The 25,260-nt window shown below is 35.3% G+C and carries 18 protein-coding genes; 16 read left to right on the top strand and 2 right to left on the bottom strand.

Annotation, left to right across the window (positions count from 1 at the left end; translation table 11 throughout):
• Positions 1-554: 554 nt before the first annotated feature.
• Entirely contained in the window at positions 555-1,616 is a 1,062-nt protein-coding gene (locus KSU66_RS09140) for a nuclease-related domain-containing protein (RefSeq protein WP_329958799.1), read from the top strand.
• A gap of 1,075 nt (positions 1,617-2,691) precedes the next feature.
• Here KSU66_RS09140 and tagU read toward each other — a convergent pair.
• Together tagU and KSU66_RS09130 are read right to left on the bottom strand one after the other, a co-directional pair.
• On the bottom strand, positions 2,692-3,624 hold the full coding sequence (gene tagU, locus KSU66_RS09135) for a polyisoprenyl-teichoic acid--peptidoglycan teichoic acid transferase TagU (protein WP_269051131.1): 933 nt from the start codon (positions 3,622-3,624) through the stop codon (positions 2,692-2,694).
• 48 nt (positions 3,625-3,672) lie between these two features.
• Positions 3,673-4,476 (bottom strand): SGNH/GDSL hydrolase family protein, encoded by an 804-nt coding sequence (locus tag KSU66_RS09130; RefSeq protein ID WP_269051130.1) that lies wholly within the window; start codon positions 4,474-4,476, stop codon positions 3,673-3,675.
• 164 nt (positions 4,477-4,640) lie between these two features.
• Between KSU66_RS09130 and KSU66_RS09125 the strand changes: the two genes are divergently transcribed.
• From KSU66_RS09125 to KSU66_RS09055, 15 genes are all read left to right on the top strand, one after another.
• Complete coding sequence (locus KSU66_RS09125) at positions 4,641-5,366, top strand: YveK family protein (protein ID WP_269051129.1); 726 nt, start codon at positions 4,641-4,643, stop codon at positions 5,364-5,366.
• 1 nt (position 5,367) lies between these two features.
• The gene (locus KSU66_RS09120; protein WP_329958795.1) at positions 5,368-6,078 is read left to right on the top strand and encodes a CpsD/CapB family tyrosine-protein kinase; all 711 of its coding nucleotides are present in this window, start codon (positions 5,368-5,370) and stop codon (positions 6,076-6,078) included.
• 443 nt (positions 6,079-6,521) lie between these two features.
• Positions 6,522-8,351, top strand: coding sequence for a polysaccharide biosynthesis protein (locus KSU66_RS09115; RefSeq protein ID WP_269051128.1), 1,830 nt, complete (start codon positions 6,522-6,524; stop codon positions 8,349-8,351).
• A 508-nt stretch (positions 8,352-8,859) separates the two neighbouring features.
• Positions 8,860-10,308, top strand: coding sequence for a lipopolysaccharide biosynthesis protein (locus tag KSU66_RS09110; protein WP_269051127.1), 1,449 nt, complete (start codon positions 8,860-8,862; stop codon positions 10,306-10,308).
• A gap of 1 nt (position 10,309) precedes the next feature.
• The gene (locus KSU66_RS09105) at positions 10,310-11,635 is read left to right on the top strand and encodes an O-antigen ligase family protein (RefSeq protein WP_269051126.1); all 1,326 of its coding nucleotides are present in this window, start codon (positions 10,310-10,312) and stop codon (positions 11,633-11,635) included.
• Positions 11,601-12,671, top strand: a complete 1,071-nt coding sequence (locus KSU66_RS09100; protein ID WP_269051125.1) for a hypothetical protein — start codon at positions 11,601-11,603, stop codon at positions 12,669-12,671. The genes KSU66_RS09105 and KSU66_RS09100 overlap by 35 nt, the downstream gene beginning before the upstream one ends.
• 54 nt (positions 12,672-12,725) lie before the next feature.
• The gene (locus KSU66_RS09095) at positions 12,726-13,736 is read left to right on the top strand and encodes an NAD-dependent epimerase (protein WP_269051124.1); all 1,011 of its coding nucleotides are present in this window, start codon (positions 12,726-12,728) and stop codon (positions 13,734-13,736) included.
• 11 nt (positions 13,737-13,747) lie between these two features.
• Positions 13,748-15,028, top strand: a complete 1,281-nt coding sequence (locus tag KSU66_RS09090) for a nucleotide sugar dehydrogenase (RefSeq protein WP_269051123.1) — start codon at positions 13,748-13,750, stop codon at positions 15,026-15,028.
• Between the two features lie 26 nt (positions 15,029-15,054).
• Positions 15,055-16,194 carry a glycosyltransferase family 4 protein gene (locus tag KSU66_RS09085; protein ID WP_269051122.1) on the top strand — a complete coding sequence of 380 codons (1,140 nt, stop codon included), beginning with the start codon at positions 15,055-15,057 and terminating at the stop codon, positions 16,192-16,194.
• Between the two features lie 2,718 nt (positions 16,195-18,912).
• Complete coding sequence (locus KSU66_RS09080; RefSeq protein WP_269051121.1) at positions 18,913-20,088, top strand: glycosyltransferase family 4 protein; 1,176 nt, start codon at positions 18,913-18,915, stop codon at positions 20,086-20,088.
• Positions 20,089-20,902: 814 nt separating this feature from the next.
• Positions 20,903-21,979 carry a DegT/DnrJ/EryC1/StrS family aminotransferase gene (locus tag KSU66_RS09075; protein ID WP_269051120.1) on the top strand — a complete coding sequence of 359 codons (1,077 nt, stop codon included), beginning with the start codon at positions 20,903-20,905 and terminating at the stop codon, positions 21,977-21,979.
• Between the two features lie 4 nt (positions 21,980-21,983).
• A complete protein-coding gene (locus KSU66_RS09070) occupies positions 21,984-23,018 on the top strand; it encodes a lipid II:glycine glycyltransferase FemX (RefSeq protein WP_269051119.1) in 1,035 nt (344 codons plus the stop codon).
• A gap of 43 nt (positions 23,019-23,061) precedes the next feature.
• Positions 23,062-23,895, top strand: coding sequence for an aldolase/citrate lyase family protein (locus tag KSU66_RS09065; RefSeq protein ID WP_269051118.1), 834 nt, complete (start codon positions 23,062-23,064; stop codon positions 23,893-23,895).
• A complete protein-coding gene (locus KSU66_RS09060; RefSeq protein WP_269051117.1) occupies positions 23,879-24,349 on the top strand; it encodes a MaoC family dehydratase in 471 nt (156 codons plus the stop codon). The genes KSU66_RS09065 and KSU66_RS09060 overlap by 17 nt, the downstream gene beginning before the upstream one ends.
• On the top strand, positions 24,339-25,232 hold the full coding sequence (locus KSU66_RS09055; RefSeq protein ID WP_269051116.1) for an HpcH/HpaI aldolase/citrate lyase family protein: 894 nt from the start codon (positions 24,339-24,341) through the stop codon (positions 25,230-25,232). Before KSU66_RS09060 ends, KSU66_RS09055 begins: the two co-directional genes overlap by 11 nt.
• Positions 25,233-25,260 lie beyond the last annotated feature (28 nt).

The raw sequence follows: 25,260 nt of genomic DNA, 5'->3' as shown, positions 1-25,260 counted from the left end.
TATGGTTACAGTTATATTACAATTGTGTAACAAGGGTGGAAATTCGTGTTAAATCGATAGATTCGGTCCTTAAAGGTGGTCCTCTCAATCCGCCAAGATGTCCGCTCAATCTTGGCGGATTCCCCGGGATGTCCGCTGAATCCAACAAAATGTCCTCCCAATCTCGAGTTGTCCGCCGAATGGCGTGTAATGTCCGAGCAATCCAGGTGCAAAGTTGAAGATGTCCGCTCAATCCTTGCGGATTCCCTCGGATGTCCGAGGAATCCAGCAAAATGTCCTCCCAATCTTGAGTTGTCCGCCGAATGGCGTGGAATGTCCGAGCATTCCAGGTGCAAAGCTGAAGATGTCCTCTCAATCCTTGCGGATTCCCTCGGATGTCCGCTGAATCCAGCAAAATGTCCTCCCAATCTCGAGTTGTCCGCCGAATGGTGTGGAATGTCCCAGCAATCCAGGTGCAAAGTTGAGGATGTCCGCTCAATCACCTATGATGTCCTCACTAATTCAAATGCAGTAGAAGCGATGCCAGCCGCATCCCTTTTCCATCGTGAAACCCTATTGTCGTTTCCTGTCCAACCTGTTATCTTTTAATAGAACTAACTAATAAATCAGAAACGGAGAAGAGGCCAATCAAAATAACGAGGAAAAAACCAGAGTTACTATACGCATTACCAAGGCTTATCGCCCGATTACCGCCAAAGTATCCGCGCCAAGAAGAACTAGATTTCGCGCAAAAACTTTACCAAATTGAAGCAGGTTATTCAGGAGAACAAAAAGTCGACCGATATCTCGAACTTCTCGAGCTCCCCAAGTCGTCGATCATACTCACAGATGTCCATCTAGCCCTTTTCCCGGGGCACACCTTCCAAATTGATACCCTTATTTTGACCGAACAGTATGTATTCCATCTTGAAATTAAAAATATTACAGGTGAACTCTATTTCCAAACAAATCCCCACCAATTAAGAAGAGTCCTTCCGAACGGGGAGGAAACAATTATGGAATGCCCGCTAACGCAACTTGAAGTAGCGCGAGTGAATTTGCAGTCATGGCTCTCGAAAAGAGGCGTGAACGTCGAAGTCCAAAGTCAAATCATCCTTCCCAGTAAAAACGCAACCGTAAAACTAGTGCCACCAAATTCACCAATACTCTACCTGAAAAGGTTGTCTATTTTCTTGCGCGAAATGGAAAGGGGACCGACGATGTACAACGTCACCCAGCTGAAGAAAATGAGCGAGTTAATACAGCGAGAGCAAACGGACTACAGTCCATATCCCCTTTGCAAATACTATAGACTCGATGCAAACCTTCTGAAAAGGGGACAACTTTGTTCGATATGTAACTCAACAATGAGCTTAAAAAATCACAAACAACGCTTTTGCAAAAAGTGCAATTTAGTCGAACCAAACAATTACTTGCGGTCAATCCAGGATTGGTTCATGCTCATTAGCGGCTCTATCACAAATAAACAATGTAGAAACTTCCTTCAACTGAAAAATAAAGACGATGCATACTATGCACTAAATTCACTACGTCTCAATAAAGAAGGGAAGTCCGTAGCCACAACATACTACTGGCCAAAAGGAATCCCCTTCGAACCAAAAAAGCCACCTCGCTAGTCGAAGTGGCTTTCTAAAATTCAAATTCAAATGCAGTGAGGAAGGGATGCTGCGGCATCCCTTTTCATTAGGGCCTAAAGCTCGTCCTCTGAATCGGACAAGTTGTCCGCTCAATCCTTACGGATTCCCCCTGATGTCTGCTGAATCTAGCTAGATGTCCTCTCAATCCGAGGTTGTTCTCCGAATCATGGGGAATGTCTTCCCAATCCTCGACAACGGCCAATGATGTCCCCGCAATTGCCGAAGTTGTCCGCGGCAGTGACCTGTCCAGCACTAATTCAAATGCAGTGAGGAAGGGATGCTGCGGCATCCCTTTTCATTCAGCTCTAAAGCACGTCCTCTGAATCGGGCAAGTTGTCCGCTCAATCCTTTCGGATTCCTCCGGATGTCCGCCGAATCTAGCTAGATGTCCTCTCAATCCGAGGTTGTCCTCCGAATCATCGCGAATGTCCGATCAATCGTCGTCGACAGCCAATGATGTCCACTCAACCGCGGAAGATCTCCGCTGCGCCGACGAGTTCAGCACTAATTCAAATGCAGTGAGGAAGGGATGCTGCGGCATCCCTTTTCATTCAGCCCTTAAGTACGTCCTCTGAATCGGGCAAGTTGTCCGCTCAATCCTTAGGGATTCCTCCTGATGTCTGCTGAATCGAGTTAGATGTCCTCTCAATCCGAGGTTGTCCTCCTAATCATGGGGAATGTCCGCCCAATCCTCGTCGACAGCCAATGATGTCCTCGCAATTGCCGAAGTTGTCCGCTGCGGTGAACAGTTCAGCACTAATTCAAAAGCAGTGAGGAAGGGATGCTGCGGCATCCCTTTTCATTAGGGCCTAAAGCTCGTCCTCTGAATCGGGCAAGTTGTCAGCCCAATCCTTACGGATTCCTCCGGATGTCCGCCGAATCTAGCTAGATGTCCTCTCAATTCCAGGTTGTCCTCCTAATCATGGGGAATGTCCGCCCAATCCTCGTCGGCGGCCAATGATGTCCTCTCAATCTAAGAAGATGTCCGCGCCTACCGCTAAACCCGGCCAACCCTCTAGCCACAAAAAAAAGCAAGGCCGCGGCCTTGCTTCTCTCACTTCAACTCTAAATGTTCCTTCAACTCATCCTGTATGCTCTGTAATTCAGCATCATTCATCATGTAGTACCAAATCTTATTGATTGTTTCTCCTGTGCCTTTTTCGATGTACAGCTGGTCGACTTTACCTGCTGCTGCACGGTAATTCTTTTGGACTTCGACCATTTCGTCAAAAGTCATATTCGTTCTAACGTTGTTACCAATGGCACCGAAAATGTCTTTATAATTTAACAAGCTATTAACAGATGCGCCTTCACGTATAACCCCTTGAAGGACTTGTTTCTGTCTGTCTTGACGTCCAAAGTCTCCGCGTGGATCTTGTTTACGCATGCGGACGAAATCAAGTGCTTTATCACCGTTTAATTCAATTGTACCTTTAGGGAACGTGTAACTACCTACATTGAAATCCAATGCATTATTTACAGTAATACCACCAACAGCATCTACAATATCTTTAAAACTCTCCATATTTACTTGCATGACGTAGTCAATAGGGATGTCTAAGAAGTTTTCGACGGTTGCGAGCGCCATTTCAATGCCACCAAAGGCGTATGCATGGTTAATCTTATCCTTTATATCTTTACCAACAATCTCTGTATATGTATCACGCGGGATACTGACCATTTTTGTTGAGTTTGTTTCAGGATTAACCGTTAAAACGATAAGTGTATCCGAGCGACCTTTATCTCCATCACGTTCGTCGACGCCTAAGACAAGCATAGAGAAAGGTTCCTTGTCCTTGAAGGCGACAGGTTGGACGCGCATTTCCGATACTTCACGGTCGATCGGTTCGTGCATATTCTTCGCAGTTTTCGTTAAGTTCAAGTAGATCATCACACCGTAAACAATTACAGCGAGTAGGACAAGACCAATCCCGCCAACAATCCACGGCCACACTCTTTTCTTTTTCCTTCTAGCAGCTCTGCTCATTTTCCATTCCTCCAATAAAACCTTTAAGCGTTTTTTAGCTTAAATAGTTTACTTACCTACAAAATACTCAATCAACACATTAGCCCAAACCTCAGCACCCTCTTTATTAGGTGAACCATTATCATCCAGATAATCATTTATTTCATCAGTATCTGGATCAGGCCATTGTTTCCAGTGGTCGATATAAGGGATACCTGCTGATTCTGCGAATGAATTAAGGGCACTCACTTGTGTCGGATAGTATGAAGCCGCATGAATCGGGTTTGGCGGATGAAGGACAACGACAGCATCTTCAGTTTCTTCCTTCAAACGTTCTTGGAAGATTTTAATGTGTTGATGTTCATCATCTATCGAAACCTCACCGTTGTTATTCAATGTGAACGGTTCAAATAAGACGACATCAAATCCTTTGTCAAAATCAATCTCAGTGCTCAAGTTTTGGATAAATAAATCAGAAGTTTTGTCGAATGCTTCTATAGTTACTTCGATAAAATCTCCGTACGCCTCTTCTAGCGCAGAACTTAGTTGTTCAGCATAACCCGGCGCACCGTCCTCCATTGAGGTGGACCCTGCAATTAGGAAGTTGACTTTCTCGTTAGCTTCCAACCGTTTAATGAAAACATCTTGAACGCTTTCATCGACATGATTCGTCAATGTTAGTAGACGTTCGACTTCTAGTTCAGGTTTCAAAGGTTGTTCAATTTTGTCGGTAGGTGCCGTTTCCGTGGTAATTTGTTCACTAGCACCGCCTTGGAATGAAGAGGTTTTTTCTTTCCACTGCATGTAACTCCCGATAAGTAGTGCGATACAGCCAATTAATACTATGTAAGCAAATACTGTCTTTTTATTCATTTGCTACTCCTTTCATACAAGTCTGTTTTTGTAGTTTTATGTAGTATAGTGAATACTTCGATTATCTCACATATACGTCGAAATTCATATATCAAATTTTGTCGCATTATGGTAGGATGAGACTTATGGCAATTATTAGTGAAGAAAAAAGGGGTATATAACACATGGAAGAAACGATTAGCTTACAAGAACTATTTAAAACGCTAAAAAAACGAATTGGCCTTATAGCTTTGATTACAATTATTGCGATTACTGTGAGTGGCGTCATTAGCTTTTGGTTACTGACACCAATCTATCAATCTTCAACACAAATCCTCGTCAATCAAACGAAACAAGAAACGCCAACAACCTCGCAAGATATAAACACAGATTTACAACTAATAAATACATACAATGTCATTATAAAGAGTCAGGTCATCCTGTCAAAAGTCATCGACGAACTTAACTTAGATATGTCGGTGGGGGCACTTAATGCACAAGTGACAGTCGGTAACGTTCAAAACTCACAAGTTGTAACAATTGGAGTAAGCGATCCGGATCCGGCAGCCGCGGTTGAAATTGCCAATACCATTACAACAGTCTTCCAAGAAGAAATAAAAGAAATGATGAATGTTGATAACGTAAAAATCATTGCGCCGGCAGAGTTGGCGGAGAACCCGTCACCTGTTAAACCAGACCCGAAACTTAATATGGCGATTGCAGCCGTGATTGGTCTGATGCTCGGTGTTGGTATTGCATTCTTACTTGAGTATTTAGATACAACGATGAAAACAGAAGAAGATATAGAAGAGTTACTCGGTCTACCAGTCATCGGATTAGTAAGCCCAATCCCGGATAAGGACATCGAGAAGATGAAAGTCGAAGTTACAAATAGAAGAAGGAGGGGTTGAAATGGCGAGAAAAGCTAAACAGAAAAAAGGTATGCAAACAGCGGCCCGTAAACTCGTGACGAGCGTCAACCCAAAATCAATCGTATCAGAACAATTTCGCACAATGCGGACCAACATCAATTTCTCTATGCCGGATAAAGAACTGCAAACAATTTTAGTAACATCAGCTTCACCTGGTGATGGTAAATCAACAGTTGTAGCGAATACGGCAGTGGTCTATGCGGAAGAAGGAAAACGTGTACTCCTTGTAGATGCTGATATGCGAAAACCGACCGTTCATTATACGTTCCATATGACAAATACCTTGGGATTGTCGAATTTACTTACGCGCCAAGCGACATTTTCTGAGGTCGTTAACAAAAGCGAAACAGAAGGGCTCGATATTATTACATGTGGACCGATTCCACCAAATCCAGCCGAATTACTCAGCTCGCGCACCATGGACAAAGTATTAGAAGAAATGAAAAATCACTATGACATCATCCTTTTTGACGCACCGCCAGTTCTATCGGTGACAGATGCACAGATCCTTTCAAATAAATGCGATGGCACCATCCTTGTATTGAGTTCTGGTCAAACAGAAAAAGAAGGCGTCATTAAAACAAAAGAAGCACTTGTTGCTTCACAAGCCAATATTATCGGAGCCGTGTTAAATAACTTCGTACTCGACAAGGACCACTACTATTACCAATATTACGGAACTGGAGAGTAAATGAAAGTATTCATTTACTCTTTTTTACAATGGTCAACTTAGCTAAGGTGAAAAGTAGAGTGCTAGACATGTATACACTCATACTACCAAATGTGGACGATGAACCAGCTACACTAGAACAATCTATTCAACAAGGCATTACAGATATCATTGGAACTCTGCACGCATATAACCCCACAGTACGTGTATCCAAGAACGAGACGTTAGAAAAACTTCGAATAATCTTCATAACACAGTAGATATCTTACCTTGAGAATAACGCAGAATCTTACCAAATGAAGACTTCATTCAGCTGGAACCAAATGAGCTAGAATCAAAAAACAGGTGGTAATTGATAGGCTGAAATGCTATAATAACTCAGATGAGTTAGTTAATAAGATATCCCAATTAATGTAATTGCTATATCAATATACCTATATTACTTGTTTGAGAGAGGGTTACCTATGACACTTAAAAAGAGAATAAGTCTGCTATTTATCGTCGACTCCTTAATTGTTTGGTTTTCGATTTACATAGGCTATTTCATATTGAACCCGTTTACGAATGTATTTATGAACGAGACGTTACTCATAAGTGCAATCACCATTCAAATTGCCCACCACGTCATCGCATGGCGTTACGGCTTATATAGAAAAGAATGGGCATATGCGTCAATTGGAGAGCTCAAATCGATATTCAAAGCAGTTACTTGGACGATTATCGTTGTGTTTGCGGTGCAACTAATCGTTACGCAAAATGTTTATGTACGCGCACTACTCCTCACATGGATGCTACATATCCTTCTTATCGGTGGATCGCGATTATCATGGCGGCTCATGCGAGATACCCTTACAAAACATAACGGGGATGCGACAACACGGACAATGATCATCGGAGCAGGAGAAGCTGGTACGATGATTGTGCGCCAAGTCCTCAATAACCCCGAAGCGGGCATGAAGCCCATCCTATTTGTTGACGATGACCAAACCAAAAACGGGTTAGAAATCTTCGGGTTACAAGTATACGGAGATAAGGCACGTATTCCGGAACTAGTGAAAGATAATGACATCGAAAAAATTGTCATCGCAATTCCATCCCTTGGAAAAAGGGAATTAGCGGATTTAATGAAGATTTGTGTCGATACAGGTATCCGCACACAGACCATTCCACGCATTGAAGATTTAATGACAGGGAAAGTATCCGTCAACGATATGCAAGATGTGAAAATCGAAGACCTACTAGGCCGCGATGAAATCGAGCTAGACCTTAAAGCAATTGCGGACAAGTTGACGAATAAAACAATACTTGTTACAGGCGCAGGTGGTTCAATCGGTTCTGAAATCTGTCGGCAAGTGAGTGAATTTAGACCGAAACGATTGATTCTACTTGGGCACGGAGAGAGTTCTATCTACAATATAGACATGGAATTACGTCAAAAGGTTTCACCTGATACAGAAATCATTCCAATCATTGCCGATGTAAAAGATAGAAATCGTATCTTTGATATCGTAAGTAAACATAAACCAGATGTGATGTACCACGCAGCTGCGCATAAGCATGTTCCATTAATGGAAGCAAACCCAATGGAAGCTGTTAAGAATAATATCTTTGGTACGAAGAATGTTGCAGAAGCAGCGGACACCTTCGGCGTCCCTTATTTTGTAATGATTTCTACGGACAAAGCAGTGAATCCACCGAACGTCATGGGGGCGACGAAGCGCTTTGCTGAAATGATTGTGCAGAATTTGGCGAAGAAAAGCGAAACGAAATTTGCAGCTGTCCGATTTGGGAATGTGCTAGGTTCTCGTGGTAGTGTGGTTCCTTTGTTTAAGAAACAGATAGCTAAAGGCGGTCCGATTACGGTGACGGATCCTGAGATGACGCGTTATTTTATGACGATTCCGGAAGCCTCTCGGCTTGTGATTCAGGCAGGGACGCTAGCGGCAGGTGGTGAAGTGTTCGTCCTTGATATGGGTGAACCGGTGAAGATTGTGGATCTTGCTAAGAACCTTATTAAACTTTCAGGCTTTAATGAAGGGGAGATAGGGATTGAATTTTCGGGGATTCGACCTGGTGAGAAGTTGTTTGAAGAATTGTTGAATGAGAATGAGAGGCAGAGTGAGTATGTGTTTCCAAAGATTTTTGTTGGGAAGGCCGAGCCGATTAGTGAACTTGAGATGGAGTATGTGATGGGTAAGTTGCTTGATATGGGTAATGAAGAGATGAAAGATACTTTGGTTGGGTTGGCTAATCGGAAGGTGGCTAAGTGGAAAGGGAAGTTCACAATGGCATAAAGAATTTACTGAAATAAATTCATGGAAAGAAGCATTCAATATACGGGACTGTGATATGCCTGCCAAAGCAAAGTTTGCTGCTTACGTTTTGGAGGTGTGTTGGATCATGAGGTGGAGTTATCCTATTATGCAACGAATTGGTAGAAACGACTTAGCGCTGCTAGTCAACCATAAATGACCAGCTTTTCAGCACAATACCAGATGTCAAGACTGTTTTCTTTCGAAGGCACGATTAACTATAGGAGAGTAGGTATTCATCATAAAGTAGGGGCTGTGGAGCCGAATTATTGAATAGATTCTGAATGACAACGAAAGACAGAGATAAAGTGTTTCACCATAGAACTTTATTGAAAGAAATGGCATATAGTTAGTTGAAGAAGGAGCATGTTTTTGGAAGTAAGTTCTTCGAAATAAATAAGGTAGGGAAAGGAAGGGGCCTTGATTGGCTGTTTAATTTAAGAGTAGGTAAGGACAACCTAATAGTTATTTTTCGAAAAAACAAAAAGATATGAGAGAGGTACAAATGTTAAGAAATATTAAAAGTGGCATGTTCTGGACCTTTTTAGGTACCTTTACCCAAACAGTATTACAGGTGATATTACTGGTAGTAATGTCTAGAATTCTCACGCCCCAGGATTTCGGTATAGCCAACTTAAGTTTAGCAATAATAGCATTCTTATCAATATTTTCGTTAATGGGTATCGGGCCAGCGGTTATTCAAAAACAAGATTTAACAAATATACAAATTAAAATCGCTTTTTTTCTATCAATTACTTTTGGTTTAATAATAGTTACAGTTTTATATTTCGGATCAAATTTAATATCTAGTTTTTTTAATACTAATGAACTACAAAATGTAATAAAGATATTGACTATAAGCGTAATTATTCAAAGTATTATCGTAGTTCCGGAATCTTTATTGAATAGAAAATTAAAATTTAAATACTTAGCTACTGTTCAAATTTTTAGCTATATTGGATATTTTTTGTTTTCAATAATATTTGCAATGATTCTAGGGAACTACTGGGCTATAGTAATTAGTTATATTATGCAAAATGTTATTAAGTTTTTCTTTATTATACCAAAAGTTCAGATGGATTTTAAAGTCCCTTTGGTAATAAGAGAGTCAAGAGAGCTATTGAAATTTGGAATAGGTATTTCAATAAGTAGAATATTTAACCAGGTAGCTTTACAAGGAGATAATTTTGTTGTCGGAAAAATGCTAGGGAGTACTAGTTTAGGTAATTATTCTCGAGCTTATCAACTTATCTCGATGCCCATCACTATAGTCAATACTGCAATGGATAAAGTTATGTTTCCAATCTTATCAAAGGAACAAACTAATGATAAGTTATTGAAACAATTCTTTATAAAGATGTTGACAATTAATGTAATTATATCTTTGTGTATTATAGCCTTCTTACTGAACTTAACCGATATATTTGTTCTGATAGTATTGGGGAATCAATGGGATACTGCAATTATAGCGATTAAAATATTATCATTATCCATATTATTCAGGGGTGGCTATAAAATATCAGATACTATACTAAAATCAAAAGGTAAAGTATATGTACATGCAAATCTTCAATTTTTTTATGCAACCAGTGTAATAACCTTCACAGTAATTGGTAGCCGTTGGGGAATACAAGGGGTATCGTGGGGGGTTTTCCTATCTATTCTTTTGAACTTTATAATTGTCACATCTGTTTGCATGAAATACCTTAAGGTAAAAATCAATAGTCTCTTTAAGGGTAATCTAAAGTTAATATCACTTTTTTTATTTTGTGAGTTGCTATTTATTATTACTAAATCCAAAATAGTGTTTGTTAATTCAAGTATTACAAGTGAATTCTTATTATTCATAGCAGTTTTTGGTGGTTTTTTCTATTATTGTTATTGGATACTGATCAAAAATATAAAAGAGATAAATATAATTAAAGTAGGAGATAAATAAAATGCGAATCAATAAAAAAAAATTTAATTTAGTATTTATCTCACTAGTTTTTATTACTTTAATTTATAATTTTAATGGACAAGTTTTTGGATTACCTAATTTTGTGACAACCCAAAGAATTGTTTTTTTATTTATTCTATTCAAAGTAATTATATTTGGAAGTATATCGGCCAGGGGTATGAAATTAATTCCAGAAAGTAAATTATTAATAGTTGTATCATTATTTATTTTCACGAGTGGATTATTAACATATATAACATCGCCTAATTTAAATATTAGTATTTCTAGCGTGATATTTAATTCATTATTCTGGTTAATGCTAGCTATCTTTATTATTATATTGAGTACTATTGAATTTGATGTAAATGAAAAATTTATAAAGATATTTATTAATTGTACTATTAAGTTCAGCGTAGCTGTAATAATTACAACTTGGTTAATAATGGTATTTATTATTAAAATTGATTTTAATAACTTTTTTTCTTTAAGAACCGATTTTAATAGTTTTTTTCCAATGGGTTTAAATAGATACTTAACAGGATTAATATTCTTGAATATATTTAATATACCTATAGTTTTAAGTGTAATTAAAACAACAAGGACCAATGAGGTATTATCTTTTTTTTCACTAATAATGTTTTTAATTTTGGTCTTACTTTTAGGATCAAGACAGACATTGTTATTTCTTATACTGTATATGGTAGTACTGTACATCCTTAATTTGATATATTTGAATAACACTTCCCGGAAAGTAGATATTAAAGTATGGATTCGAAAAGCTCTTCTAGTAATAGTTTTTTTATATACTTTAATCTATCTTTATTTCAGGACTCTATTAGGAGATTGGATAGATCGAAGGATAATACAAACAACCATTGATCAGGCAGACACATTGTCTGGAGCAAGGGAGAGAAATCTTCAACTGGGATTAGATTATTTATTAAATCATCCATTTCGAGGATTAGGTCCCAATAGCTTTTATACATTGACCCAAAATCAAATTCATGCACATAATGGTTTTATAAACTTTGGGATTGGATTTGGATTGTTATCTTTAGTTTTACTAACAACTTTCATTATAGTTATTTTACTGAAAAGCTTCTTGGCAATTAAAGAGGATAATAGTGTTTCTGTAACACACAAATCATTTCATCTAGTTATTTTTTCATTTTGCTTTATTTTTTATTTTATTTCTAACTGGTTTAATGATTTAATAGAAGAATTTTCATTTTGGATATTGATATTCTTACTTATTAAAATTTTAAGTGAGACTAGAGAAAGGAAAAGAAAACATGGATTACATATTGATGGAAAAACAAGACATTAAATCATTTAGAATTTCAGAAGAACTTAAAAAAAGTAATATTAAAGTGATATTCTTACCTAATAACCCTATCTATAACATCTTCAAAATAATTAAATGTTTATTTAAATATGGTAAACCAAAAGCGATAATTTATAGATACTTAAACGATTTTGATAATTTACCCAAAAATTTATTGAAAATATTATTTGAGAATATTGAATATAACTTAATGAAGATTTTAAAGTCTAAAGTTTTATGGATCTGTCATAATATAGATAGGGAAACCTATGTTTACTCAAAAAAAATCAATTCTTATAGAAGAAGGTTACTATTAAGATATGTAGATAAAGTATTTGTAACAGATCCAGAGTTAAAGGAGGTTGCAATAAAATACTTACATATTGAGGAAAACGATCTTTCCTATATAACATTCGGAAATATGTCTAATGGGTCTGAAGTATACCCAAATCAAGATTTTATTTACGAAAAAATTGTGGATTTTGTGGAAAACGAGAAAAGAGTATATAAAGATAAGGTGTATTTTACGTTTTGTGCGGGGAAGGCCAATCATAAAACAGAGCATTATAGAACAATAAAAAGATTAATTGAAGAAGGAGAAAAAAAGAATATAATAATACGCGCAATTATTATAGGTCCCCTTGAGGAATATTACTTGAAGAAGGATAGTGAAACTTTACGCTTTTTAAAAATAGATTCAAGAGTATTATTTATTAATGGGTTCTATAGATTTAATGAAAAAGAGTTTGAAGGTTTAATAGATTTTTATTGGCGTGTTTATTCTGATTATTCGATGCCGGGTACCGTTTATAAAGCAGTGGAATTAAGAAAACCTATTATTACAATGAATTTAGGAATACTACCAAAGGTAATAGAGAAAAATGACATAGGATTTGTTATTGATAATAAATTTAGTAATATTGGAAATGTCTTTAATTCTTTAAATTCAATTCCATCAAGCAACTATAAAGATTTCGAAACGACTCATAGCTGGGAGATTGCTGCCCAAAATATTATGAGGGTAATAAATGGTGTGTGAATATTTAAATTACTCTAACTTTTACTGTTCGGATAATAATACTAGGAGGATAAAATGAAAATATTAATTACAGGTGTTGCCGGTTTCATAGGCTCACAATTAGCAAAAAAACTTTATTCATTAGGGTATAGTATAATAGGTATTGATAATCTTAATAATTACTATGAAGTATCATTAAAAGAAAATCGTTTAAAAGAAATAAATAGTAAAGACTTCATTTTTTATCAAGAAAGCCTTGAAAAACATGAAGCAATCAATCGAATATTTGAAATAGAAAAACCTGATGTGGTAATTAACCTTGCCGCTCAAGCAGGTGTTCGGTATAGTCTTGAAAATCCACATGCTTACATTGATTCTAATATTGTCGGTTTCATGAACATACTAGAGTCATGTCGGCATAATAAAGTTAAGCAACTCATATATGCTTCATCAAGTTCGGTTTATGGAGCTAATACTTCTTTGCCGTTTTCTACAAGTGATAACATCGATCATCCTTTAAGCCTCTATGCAGCTACCAAAAAAGCGAATGAGTTAATGGCTCATACATATAGTAGCCTATACAATATTCCGACCACTGGTCTTCGTTTCTTTACAGTATATGGTCCTTGGGGACGTCCGGATATGGCACTATTCAAGTTCACGAAGAACATTATAGAGGGCAAGCCAATCGATGTTTATAACAATGGTGATATGATGCGCGACTTTACTTTTGTGGATGATATTGTTGAAGCAATTAGTCGACTAGTGGAGAAAAAAGCCGTACCAAATCCTGAGTGGTCTGGTAAGAGTCCAAATCCTAGTTCAAGCTATGCACCTTATAAAGTTTACAATATCGGAAATAATAGTCCTGTTAATTTGATGGACTTTATTGAAGCGATAGAAGAAAAAGTTGGTAAGAAGGCAATTAAGAACTTTATGCCTCTTCAAGCCGGGGATGTTCCTGCAACATATGCAGACGTGGAGGATCTTTATAATGACATTGAGTTCCGCCCTGAAACTTCGATTAAAGACGGAGTAGGTAAGTTCGTTGATTGGTATATTGACTATTACAAGATAAAACTGTGAGGATGGTTGAGATGAAAAGAAAAATTGCGATTGTCGGTTTAGGATACGTAGGACTACCTGTTGCGGTAGCATTTGGGGAAAAACATTCTGTTGTGGGATTCGATATTAATAAGAACCGTATTGAAACTTTGAAATCCGGCATTGATTATACGAATGAAGTGGAACCCAAGGATTTAGCAAAGGCGAAGATTGAATTCACATCTGAGGGTGCGAAGCTAAAAGAGGCAGATTTTATTATTGTATCTGTACCAACACCAATTAATGCACATAATCAACCAGATTTGACACCTTTATTGAAAGCATCGGAAACTGTCGGTGCAAATCTTCAAAAAGGTGCAATTGTTGTGTACGAATCAACTGTTTACCCTGGAGCAACGGAAGATGATTGTGTTCCAGTTCTTGAGAAAGCTTCGGGATTAGAATGTGGAAAGGATTTCTTTGTGGGGTATTCTCCAGAACGTATTAATCCAGGAGATAAAGTACACACATTCACGACGATTACGAAAGTTGTTTCTGGTCAAACTTCAGAAGTGTTGGAAATTATAGCAGATGTATATGCGAGTGTTGTTACAGCAGGTGTACATAAAGCTAGTTCAATTAAAGTGGCAGAAGCAGCAAAGGTTATTGAGAATACACAACGTGATGTGAATATCGCGCTTATGAATGAACTTGCATTGATCTTTGACCGTGTCGGCATTGATACAGCTGAAGTCTTAGAAGCTGCAGGAACAAAATGGAATTTCTTGAAGTTCACGCCTGGATTAGTCGGTGGACACTGTATCGGAGTTGATCCTTACTATTTGACACATAAAGCGGAAATGGTAGGTCATCATCCCGAAGTCATATTAGCAGGCCGCCGTATAAATGATGATATTGGTCGATTTGTCGCAACTTCATTGGTGAAGAAATTGATTAAACACAATTTGCCAGTACAGGGTGCAAGAGTAACTGTTCTTGGTTTGACGTTTAAAGAGAATGTTCCAGATTTACGAAATTCGAGAGTCATTGATATAATTCGTGAATTACAGGAGTATGGGATAGATGTCCAAGTGACTGATGCATATGCAGACCCCGGTGAGGCCGTACGCGAATACGACGTTACTTTAACACCATATGATGAGCTCCTTGCGGCAGACGCAGTTGTTTTAGCTGTTTCGCATAATGAATATATTGAAGCGGGATGGACGCAATTTGAACGACTTTTGAAACACGGTAAAGGAATAGTCATGGATATTAAAAGTGCACTAGATAAAGATAGCAGACCAGAGATTATTGACTTGTGGAGATTATAAATGGGTATTGGAAGTGATAGATATATATGAAAGTCATACATTTATGCACATATTATATTGGAAATAAACTATATGAAAAGTTATTCTTTGAAATCAGTAAGAATGAAATATCACAAGCTATTTATATACCTATTAGGGATAAAGAACTTGTAAATCGTAATTTTTTATCATTGCATAATATTGAATTTTATTACGACTTAATATTAAAAAAGTATGATCGTTATTTTTATAAAGGAAAAGTTAAAAAACAAAAAAAAAGAGTGGAAATGAAAGTATCTGACTTACAATTAACAAATGTTATACATGCCCACACCTTGTTCAGTGATGGGGGAACTGCTTATCTTCTTAAGAAAAAATACGGAATTAACTATGTAATAAATGTAAGAAGTACTGATATCAATACTTTTTACAAATATGCAATTCATCATAGAGATTTTTCCCATGAAGTGTTATTAAATGCAAGTAACATTATTTTTATTTCGCCCGCATATAAAGAAAAGACTTTTAGTCTCTTACCGGACAAAGTCGTAAGTCAAATAAAAAATAAAACGCATATAATACCAAATGGTATTGATAATAAGTGGTTTACAACAGAAATAGTTGAAGTAAAGAAGGATTTTATGAAAGGACTCCATCTTTTGTTTACTGGATCATTGGATAAGAATAAAAATCTAATTACTGTATTGAAGTTAGTCCAAAAACTTGTTCGAGAAGGACAAGATGTATATTTAAATGTTGCAGGTGAAGGACCATTTAAAAAAAAGCTAATGTCTTATGCAACTAATATGGGAGTGTATGATAGGGTAAAATTTCATGGGAAAGTTTCAACAGAAAAATTAATAGAACTAGTAGATCAATCCGATATTTTTATATTACCATCTTATAAGGAGACATTTGGGATATCTTATATCGAATGTATGTCAAGGGGAGTTCCAGTTATTTACACTCGAAACGAAGGTATTGACGGTTATTTTCCTGAAGGCAGTGTTGGATATTCAACAGACCCGAATGATATTAATGAAATGAATATCAATATTAATAACATTCTAGATGATTATGAACGGATATCGCAAGAATGTATAGCAGCATCAAGAAAGTTTAATTGGAAAGATATTTCTCGGATTTATATAAACATGTATAAAAGAATTGGAGATTTAAAGAGCTAACGATTGAAAAACAACGCTAGGCCTATTAGAACAGTGTTCAGCAATTAAAAATATGTCGCAACGCAGAATATCTTTGGTTCTGTAATTAAGATACCTTGTTCTATATAAGATTATAAAAAAGTCAATAGAGATATCGTAATACTGGAGAGCATTTTTCAATTGATATTGTAAATTATTATGTGTATAAAGAATATAAAAATTGCTACGATATAACTTACTTATTTTACAAAAACAGGTTCGACTAAAGGTTATAATGTATAGTTTTTTCCTATTAGTACTAAACAAATCTAGACATCACTTTTGAAATAATACAAAGAACCCCAAAAAGTTTTATTTTTACTTCTTCAATAATATGGCGGATATGAACCTGAACTTGGAAATTATAACGAACTATAATTTGCATGTCAGTTAATATACTGTATTAGCAGAAGCCATAAAGAATTAAGGCTGAAAAGTTATTTGAATAAGTAAAGTGGTCTTCATGCGGAAGAACTTGGGTTGTACTTAATGGTATTAGGGCCATTAGGAAGAGATATAAGTAACGGCATAAAGCATTAAACTTTATAATTGATCTGCTTGGAATGAAAACTAATATTGTTGCGGAATACTTTTTAAGATGAACTTTTTTATATCCTGAAACACAGTCTATCAATTATTATATCTAGATATCGATTCACTTCATTCAAAAACGTAGTTATGTTCTTTTTGTTTTTTCCTACGCTTGGAAAAAATCATTGTTGAAGTAGTCCATTTTTAACCACTTCCATTAGATTCAATTGAGGGCTGTATGGAGAAGGGAAGTCATGTTCCAAATGATCTTTTGTGAACTTCGAGAAATGGCTGAATCAGTATTGCATTATGAATTCGTTCATTTTCAAGTATCATAACTCTCTTACCAGCTAGATACATTTGCAGAATCTCGTTTAGGAACGAAGGAAAAACGACTACGTCATAGCACTTGTTTCCTATACGGGAGATTTAGCCCGTTTCATAATTGAGTGTCCAAGAAGTTTCACGCTTTTGTGCTTACCATATGTGGGAATAATTCGCTGTTGTCTTTGAAAAAAACCATTTGTGTCCAATGGCTTGATAATCACGAATTATTGATTCATTTTAAACAAGAATGCAATCGATTTCTTCATTTACAGTATTCTTTTGACGATGAAAATGTATCTTTTTTGAAGTTTGTTGCTTTCCAGGATCTGCTTAACTCAATTTATCCATCGGTAGTATATTGCTAAAGCTTAATCTGTGTAGGAGTAAGTAAACACCTTTTATCATATTATTAGTTACCCAAATACGCTTGAATAGGCGAGCATGAACGGAAGCGTTCGATTGTAGTGTGATTACGGCCACGCGATTTTACCACTTGTGACATCTATTTTACCATTGAACGCCAAGATATTTACCACGCAACGGCAGCCCGTGTATCAGTAAACCGAGATGGCCTGCCAGCTGGGGAGATAACGGTTTTAACAAGCATGATCACAAAGCGATATGTGCTGGTTAACAACTTGGCGCCGAGCCTCCACAGGGATGAGTCCCAAGCCAGGAAACCAGCAACACGTGCTGGCTTGTCCCGCCAAGGCTATCATGCCAGGCCACTGGGTGTAAAGTTGTGAGTTTAAGTATCGGCGGCCCTCCCCAACCATTGGCTATCCTGTATACATAGCCTCCCAAGCATTGAGCAATTAATTAAAGTGGGGACTGGTAAACTACTTGTCATTCACTGGTACATTTGTTGTCATTCCGTGGTAAAAAACATGGCGAGGCTGGTAATTTCATTGGCTGTAATCTGTGGTGGGCTGGGGAACCGAAATCTTCCGGGAGATGATAAGCTATCGTATCCATTAGCCTATCTATATGTTGTTGCCGTAATTTGAGAGGTTTAACAGCTGAAAGCCCGAGAAAAAGTCCATCCAACTAATTCTGATTATAAGTATAAAGATAGCTATAGTTGGTCTTGATTGTTGGACAAGTAAATCTTAGCAATATTTTTTCACATATATCCTTGTAAGCTTAGATAGAAAGTTTGCTTAGGCTCAAAATGACAACGATCTTTGGTGCTAAGCATAGCTATTTGGAGTTTAGAAATATTCACCTCACGCGCCCTGGTTATTCTTCTTTTTATACGGGTTATTTACTATTTCTTTACCCGAATGAATAGAAAGTAAATATTAAAATTAGTTTATATAATTAGTGAAGCTAGTAGCAATAGATTCAGGTTATCGCCACCACTGGTACATGCTACGAAAATATGTAAACTCGAACGTTTGAATACTCCTTGAATATATAGCGGGAACTTGTTGGAAAATAAGAGTCGCTTTTAATAAATTGTAATAAACTATTGTTTTCTTTTTCATAAGCTTAATGAATTGTTCCAGTTACATCTTGCCCTAAGCATAAGTTGGTGTGAAAGTTAATTGCTAAAAACTAGGCGGTATTTGTGAGTTGAGAATTTGTATGCAGTAACTGAATTTATTATGCATATTGATTTCTGCGAGACGTTGACGGATATATTGACCTAATAATTGAATTACACACGCATTGTGAACTCGACTTTGAAAAAAGTCTTGGATCCGCAGCCATTACGATTTAAGTAAGCCTGTTGTTATTGATTAAATTTTTAATAAGAATGATATTTACCATTGAAGAAATAGTTTAATAATTACTAGATAACCAATATAATACTTCATGGTTTATAGAGGGAGTGATTTTTTGAAAGTTTTATATTTACATCAGTATTTTACGACAGATGGCGGTGGTACAAGATCATATGAATTAGCTAAATATTTAGTAAGAAACGGCAATAAAGTAACTATTGTCAGTGGTGGGATTGGTAATGAAACGATTGATGGAATTAATGTAATAAGAACCGGAACCAAATATTCTCAAAAAATGGGTTTTAGTAAAAGGGTTTATTCCTTTATTCATTATTTAATTAAAGCTACCTTTATTGGGTTGAAGGAGAAAGATATAGATTTAGTCTATTCAACTTCAACCCCTCTAACCATAGGAATACCTGCATTAATATTGAAAAAAATAAAAAATAAAAAATTCATATTCGAAGTTAGAGATTTGTGGCCCGATGTCCCTGTAGAGTTAGGTTTTATTAAGAATAAGTTATTAATAAAGTTATTATATAGACTAGAACTATATATATATAATCAATCTGAAGGAATTGTAGTATTGTCTTCTGGAATGAAAAACAGATTACTACAAAAGGGAATTCCGAAGCAGAAAATAACTATAGTGGAAAATATGGCTTTTCGCGATGATATGGCAAAGTCGCCCAAGAAAGAGCTTACCGACTTGACTGATTATGACTTTAAAAAAAAATTAGTTTGTGTCCATCATGGAACTATGGGCTACGTCAATGGGCTTGAATATATACTTGATTTAGCATCTTCATATCATAATAAAGATATTGTCTACCTACTAATCGGAAATGGAAAAGAAAAACAAAAGTTGATTAACAAAATTGAAAACGAAGATATAAAGAATGTGTTTATTATTGATTCAATGAAAAAAAGTGAAGTTTTTGGAGTTTTAAAATCATCTGATGTAGGACTAATGATAGTAAGTGATGAAGCAGTTTTGGAAAATAATAGTGCTAATAAGTTTTTTGATTTCCTAGCTGCGGGATTGCCTGTTGTGGTTAATTATGGTGGCTGGCAAAAGAAAGTTCTCGAAGAACATAATGCTGGGAAGGGATTTGAATACAAGGATAAAAAGTCGGTATATGAGTATTTAAAGAAACTTTTATCTGATAAAGAATTTTTAATGGAAGTATCCCAAAACTCTCTTGATCTCTCTAAAAAATACGATTCAATGGCATTAAGTGAAAGAGTTTTGAACCTAATTGAATCAACTAAATTAACAAATACAGAATAAAAGTATTAAAGCTAGTTCCTTAATTATGAATTCACTGGATACTCATACTCTTACTTAAATAATTAGGATTATATCTAAAACAGTAATTACCCCCTATAATCAACAGATAGTCTTTTAAGATTGCCCAAAGATTAGTATATAAAAGGGTTTTGCATACATAATTATGTGGAAAATAAATTATTTGTTAATAAAAATGGGTAATTTTTTTACAATTGAGAAAAAACTAGTGGTTGTTACCGGAGTGTTAAATAAGGGTTCTAATCGCGTGAAAATAAATTTATCACTGGTTGTCTTTAGTACTTGAATACTGGACAATTAATTGTCTGGAAAAGATGGACTATTATCAAAAAATCCTTAACCTAGGTTTAAATAATATATGGTCCTTGGATTAAACTTATTTCTAACTGTGGCTATATCCTTGAGAGCCATTATAACATCTTGTTATAATGGAGGCTTGATGAGGAAAACAGATTCAAATTTCAAGCAGAGTTTATTAGCAAGTGTAGGAATAGATATCATATAAAAATTCTATCTATATAGGTAGTGGGAAACTATTTATTGGTAAAACTCAAATAATGGAAAAGTATGCGTGTTTGATCACTGAATATAAGATGTAGTAATATGTGGGACACAGATGAACATCGAAAATTCGGTTTTGTTGGGAGAATATTGCACTCCAAGCTGTTCAGAAGAGGAATAAAATTGGATAGAAGGAACAAGTGATATATATAATCTAGAAATGAGATTGATGCAGCTGACCCGCTAATATTATGTAATAAACTATTTATTAACAAAATTATTAGGAGTGGATTTCATGGAAATAGGTAGTGAATTCCATATTAGCCATAACAAAATTTTATACTCAGAGGTATTCATATATAAAGACAAAGATATTCTACTTAACTATGGTCGAACAGCTATAAAATTTCTGTTGGAAAACCTTCAAGATCTGGAACATATAAGAGGAGTGCTACTTCCGAACTATTTATGTGAGAGTATTATACAACCATTAAAAGAAATTAATATACCATATGAATTCTACAAAATAGACAAAGATTTCAAAGTAATTATAAATGATATGGAAAGTAAGCTTAAACCTGGATGGGCAGTATTTGTCTTAGATTATTTTAACGTTAGACAAGAAAAGGAATTACTTAACTATATTAATAATATCAGGGACACTAATATTATTATTGAGGATATAACACACAGTCTATTTGATATAAAAGAATCGATTGGACATTTTCAGATCGCAAGTATAAGAAAATGGCTGGGTCTTCCAAGTGGGGCCTTGATCAGAGATTTCTATAATGGAAAAATGCACAATCTTGTTATTCCTGAAACTTCGAATATCAATTCTGAATTAGTACAAAAAAGATTCTATGCTGCCATTTTGAAAAGTCTTTATTTGAAGGAGCAGGGAAATGAACACGTAAAGTCAGAATATCTTAATTTGTTTAACGAAGCAGAAATGATATTAGATAAAAGCAATATTGAGGCCTCAAAAATTGATAGTATATCGAAAGAAATTATAAGCCACTATAATTTTGAATCGATGTTAGAAGTTCGTAAAGAAAACTATAAGATTCTATATACTGGACTAAAAGAATTACAAGCTGTTGAAGTAATTAATGGTCGACCAGATGATAATAAAGTACCCTTAGGATTCCCTATTAAGGTACATGACAGGGATAGTTTAAGAAACTCACTAATTCAAGCAAATATTTATCCTCCAATTCATTGGCCATTGCCAGAGGAATTGTTATATGAGCCAACAGATGCTATTCTTAATATATCCAGAAGTATTCTGACATTACCTTGCGATCAGCGATACACTGAAAAAGATATGAATCGTATGATAAAAGTAATAAAAAATCATTACTGGAGTTGAAAGAATGTTAAAGGTTATAAGTTGGGAAAATCATGCCCAATGGAACAATATTATTAATAGTTTTATGGATGAAGATGTCTATTTCTCTTATGAATATTTTGCAAGTTCTTTGTTAATAGACTTAGGTGAACCCATTCTTTTTTACTATGAAGATGAAAATGGAAGAGTGGCGTATCCAGTTGTGAAAAGGAAGATAGAGAACATAGCTGGCGAAGAGCTATATGATATTACGACTCCCTATGGCTATGGAGGACCCTTAGTTTCCTACTTGAATGAAGAAAAAGAACTGCTTTATAAATTTAGAATGGAAATTAATAAGTACTGTAATAAAAATGATATTGTTTCGGAATTTGTTAGGTTTCACCCTGTCCTTGGAAATGAAAAAAATTTAGAAAAGGACTTAGACTTAGATGTAATTTATATTAGGAATACTATTGAAATGAAGTTACAACAAGGCGAGGAATTGTTATCCGAAATTCCGGGTAAGACTCGAAATATGATTCGTAAGGCAATTAGAAATGGAGTAGAGGTGAAAAAACTCGACAAAGATGAAAGTATCAAGGATTTTTTAGCTATATACCATTCTACTATGAATCGTAATGATGCAGCTGATTACTACTATTTTAATGAAAATTATTTTAAAGAAACGTTTGAATTATTAAATCCAAATATACATATGTTTGGTGCTTTTGTAGAAGAAAAAATCATTGCAGCAACGTTGATTTTCACATACGGGGATTTTATGCACTATCATCTTTCGGGTGCGTTAAGAGAGCATTTATCTCTAGGGGCTAATAATTTACTGCTCTATGAAATAGCGGAGTGGGGAAGAAAACAAGGAATGGAGTCCTTTCATTTAGGGGGCGGTTATTTTGGAAATGAAGACGGTCTATATAGATTTAAGAAATCGTTTTCGCAATTAGAGCCGTTAAACTTTTATATTGGGAAGAAAATTCACAATGAAGATTTATATAGAATGCTTGTTAGCGAAAAGGGTATAACTGAAGACAATGGATTTTTTCCTTTGTATAGAAAATAGATATAAATGCAATTCCAGATACATCTGAATTGGAGATGATAAATTGTTTGAAAATTATTTTTTTGTTCCTGCGAATAAGCAACAATATATATTGAAGAGTGAAACACTTCCCGGGATAAACAATAGAATTTTTGACTTCGAGGACTCAATTTTGAAAGAGGACATAGACCTGTCTATCGATTTGCTAAGTATGACTGTGGTAAGGAGTAACGATTGGATTCGGTTACCATCAGAAATTCCAGCTTTGACAAAGGTGCTAAAGGGAACCCACAGTCTTGGATTTAACAATTATATAATACCGAAATTCAAAGGTATAAAAGAGCTGACATTAATAATTCAACAGATATTGATCTATAATAAACACCCAAAGCTAATTTTGCTTATAGAAAACTCGTTAGCTTTGATCGAACTTAAAGATATAATAAATAAGTTTGATGCTTTGATTTATGGGTTTGGATTAGGAAGTCATGATTTTTCTTTGGATACAGGAATTGAAAATGACCTGCCATATCTACAAACTATTCGAATTAATTTATTGATTTTGGCAAAAGCATATAATAAAGAGCCAATTGATATAGTTTCAATGAATATAAGTAATGAAAAAGAATTTAGAAATGAAATCGATGATGGATTTAATTGTGGTTATAGATCAAAGTTCTTGATTCATCCATTACAATTGAAGATGTTAAATAACCATTCCTATTATTCGTTTGAAGAAGTAATGAAGTATAAAGAAATTCTTGATTACTTTAAAATGAATATCAAGGATAAGAATGCTTTATTCTTTTATGAAGGAAAAGTTTATGAAAAAATGCATATAAAGAAAATTGAACAAATTGTGAATTGGGGGATAATACATTATGAAACAATTAGGTAGATACTTTGAGGAATTTATCGTTGGAGAAGTAATTAAACATCAAACATCAAAAACTATTTTTGAAAGTGATAATAATCTTTTTTCCTTGCTAACAATGAATCATCATCCTGTACATACAAATCTTGATTACGCATCAAAGCAACAACATGGAGAAATATTAGTGGTTGGGACGTTAGTTTTTAGTCTAACGGTTGGCATGACAGTTCCTGATATTAGCGGAAAAGCGATAGCAAATTTGATGTACGAAAATGTAAATCATTTATCACCGGTATTTATAGGGGACACTATATATGCAGAGACAAAGGTATTGGAGACAAGAGAATCGAAATCAAAAAATGATCGTGGAATTGTCTATGTAGAAACAATTGCTTACAATCAACAAAATACTGAAGTTTTAAAGTTTAGACGTAAGGTACTTATTAAAAAAGTGGAGGGAACTTTAAATGAGCATTAATCATCCAATGAGATCTTTGATGTTTGTACCTGCTCATAATAATAAGCTACTGGAAAGCGCCCTGAAAACAGATGCGGACATTTTATTATTGGACTTAGAAGATTCGGTTCAACCTAAACAAAATAAAGAAATAGCGAGAAAAAATATTAAGGAATACGTCATGGATGGCAGATTTGCTGGATTTGGAGTTTTCCCAAGAGTAAATGACAGAGAAAGTGGTGAACTTCTAAAAGATGTCCTGGAACTTTCTATAAATGGGGTAGATGGTTTTGTGTATCCTAAAGCATATACTGGAGAAGATATTTACTTTTTCGACAAACTGTTGGAAGCCATTGAATATGAAAAAGGATATGAGATTGGGAAATTTAAAATCATTCCGCTTATAGAAACTGCATCCGCTGTTTTACATGCAGAGGAAATATGTAAAGCTTCAAATAGAGTGATTGCCATAGCGTTCGGAAACGAAGATTATTTAACAGATTTACAAGGTATTAATGATGAAACTGCTTCTACAATCTTCACTGCAAGATCACTAATTGCTATGGCGGCAAGAAGTCAAAATGTAGTCCCAATCGATACTGTACATATTAATGTTCATGATTTAGAAGATCTAGAAAAAAACATTCGAATTGCTAGAAAACTAGGATTTGAAGGAATGATGATACTACATCCAAAAGAGCTTGAATTGGCACATAAATATTATACTCCAACAGATGAAGAAGTAGAATCAGCAGTGAAAATGGTTGAAGCATTTGCAGAAACAGAGCAAAAAGGTGCTGGAGTAGCAATTATTAATGGTAAATTTGTGGGACCACCCCTAGTTAAAAATGCAGAAAAAATACTTGAACGGTTTAATAAAATTAATATGAAGAAAATTAATTAAATATGAGTTGAACATGAGTTATAGAATA

It is taken from the genome of Sporosarcina sp. G11-34 (assembly GCF_026931025.1).
This window is presented reverse-complemented; position numbering and strand designations above follow the sequence as displayed.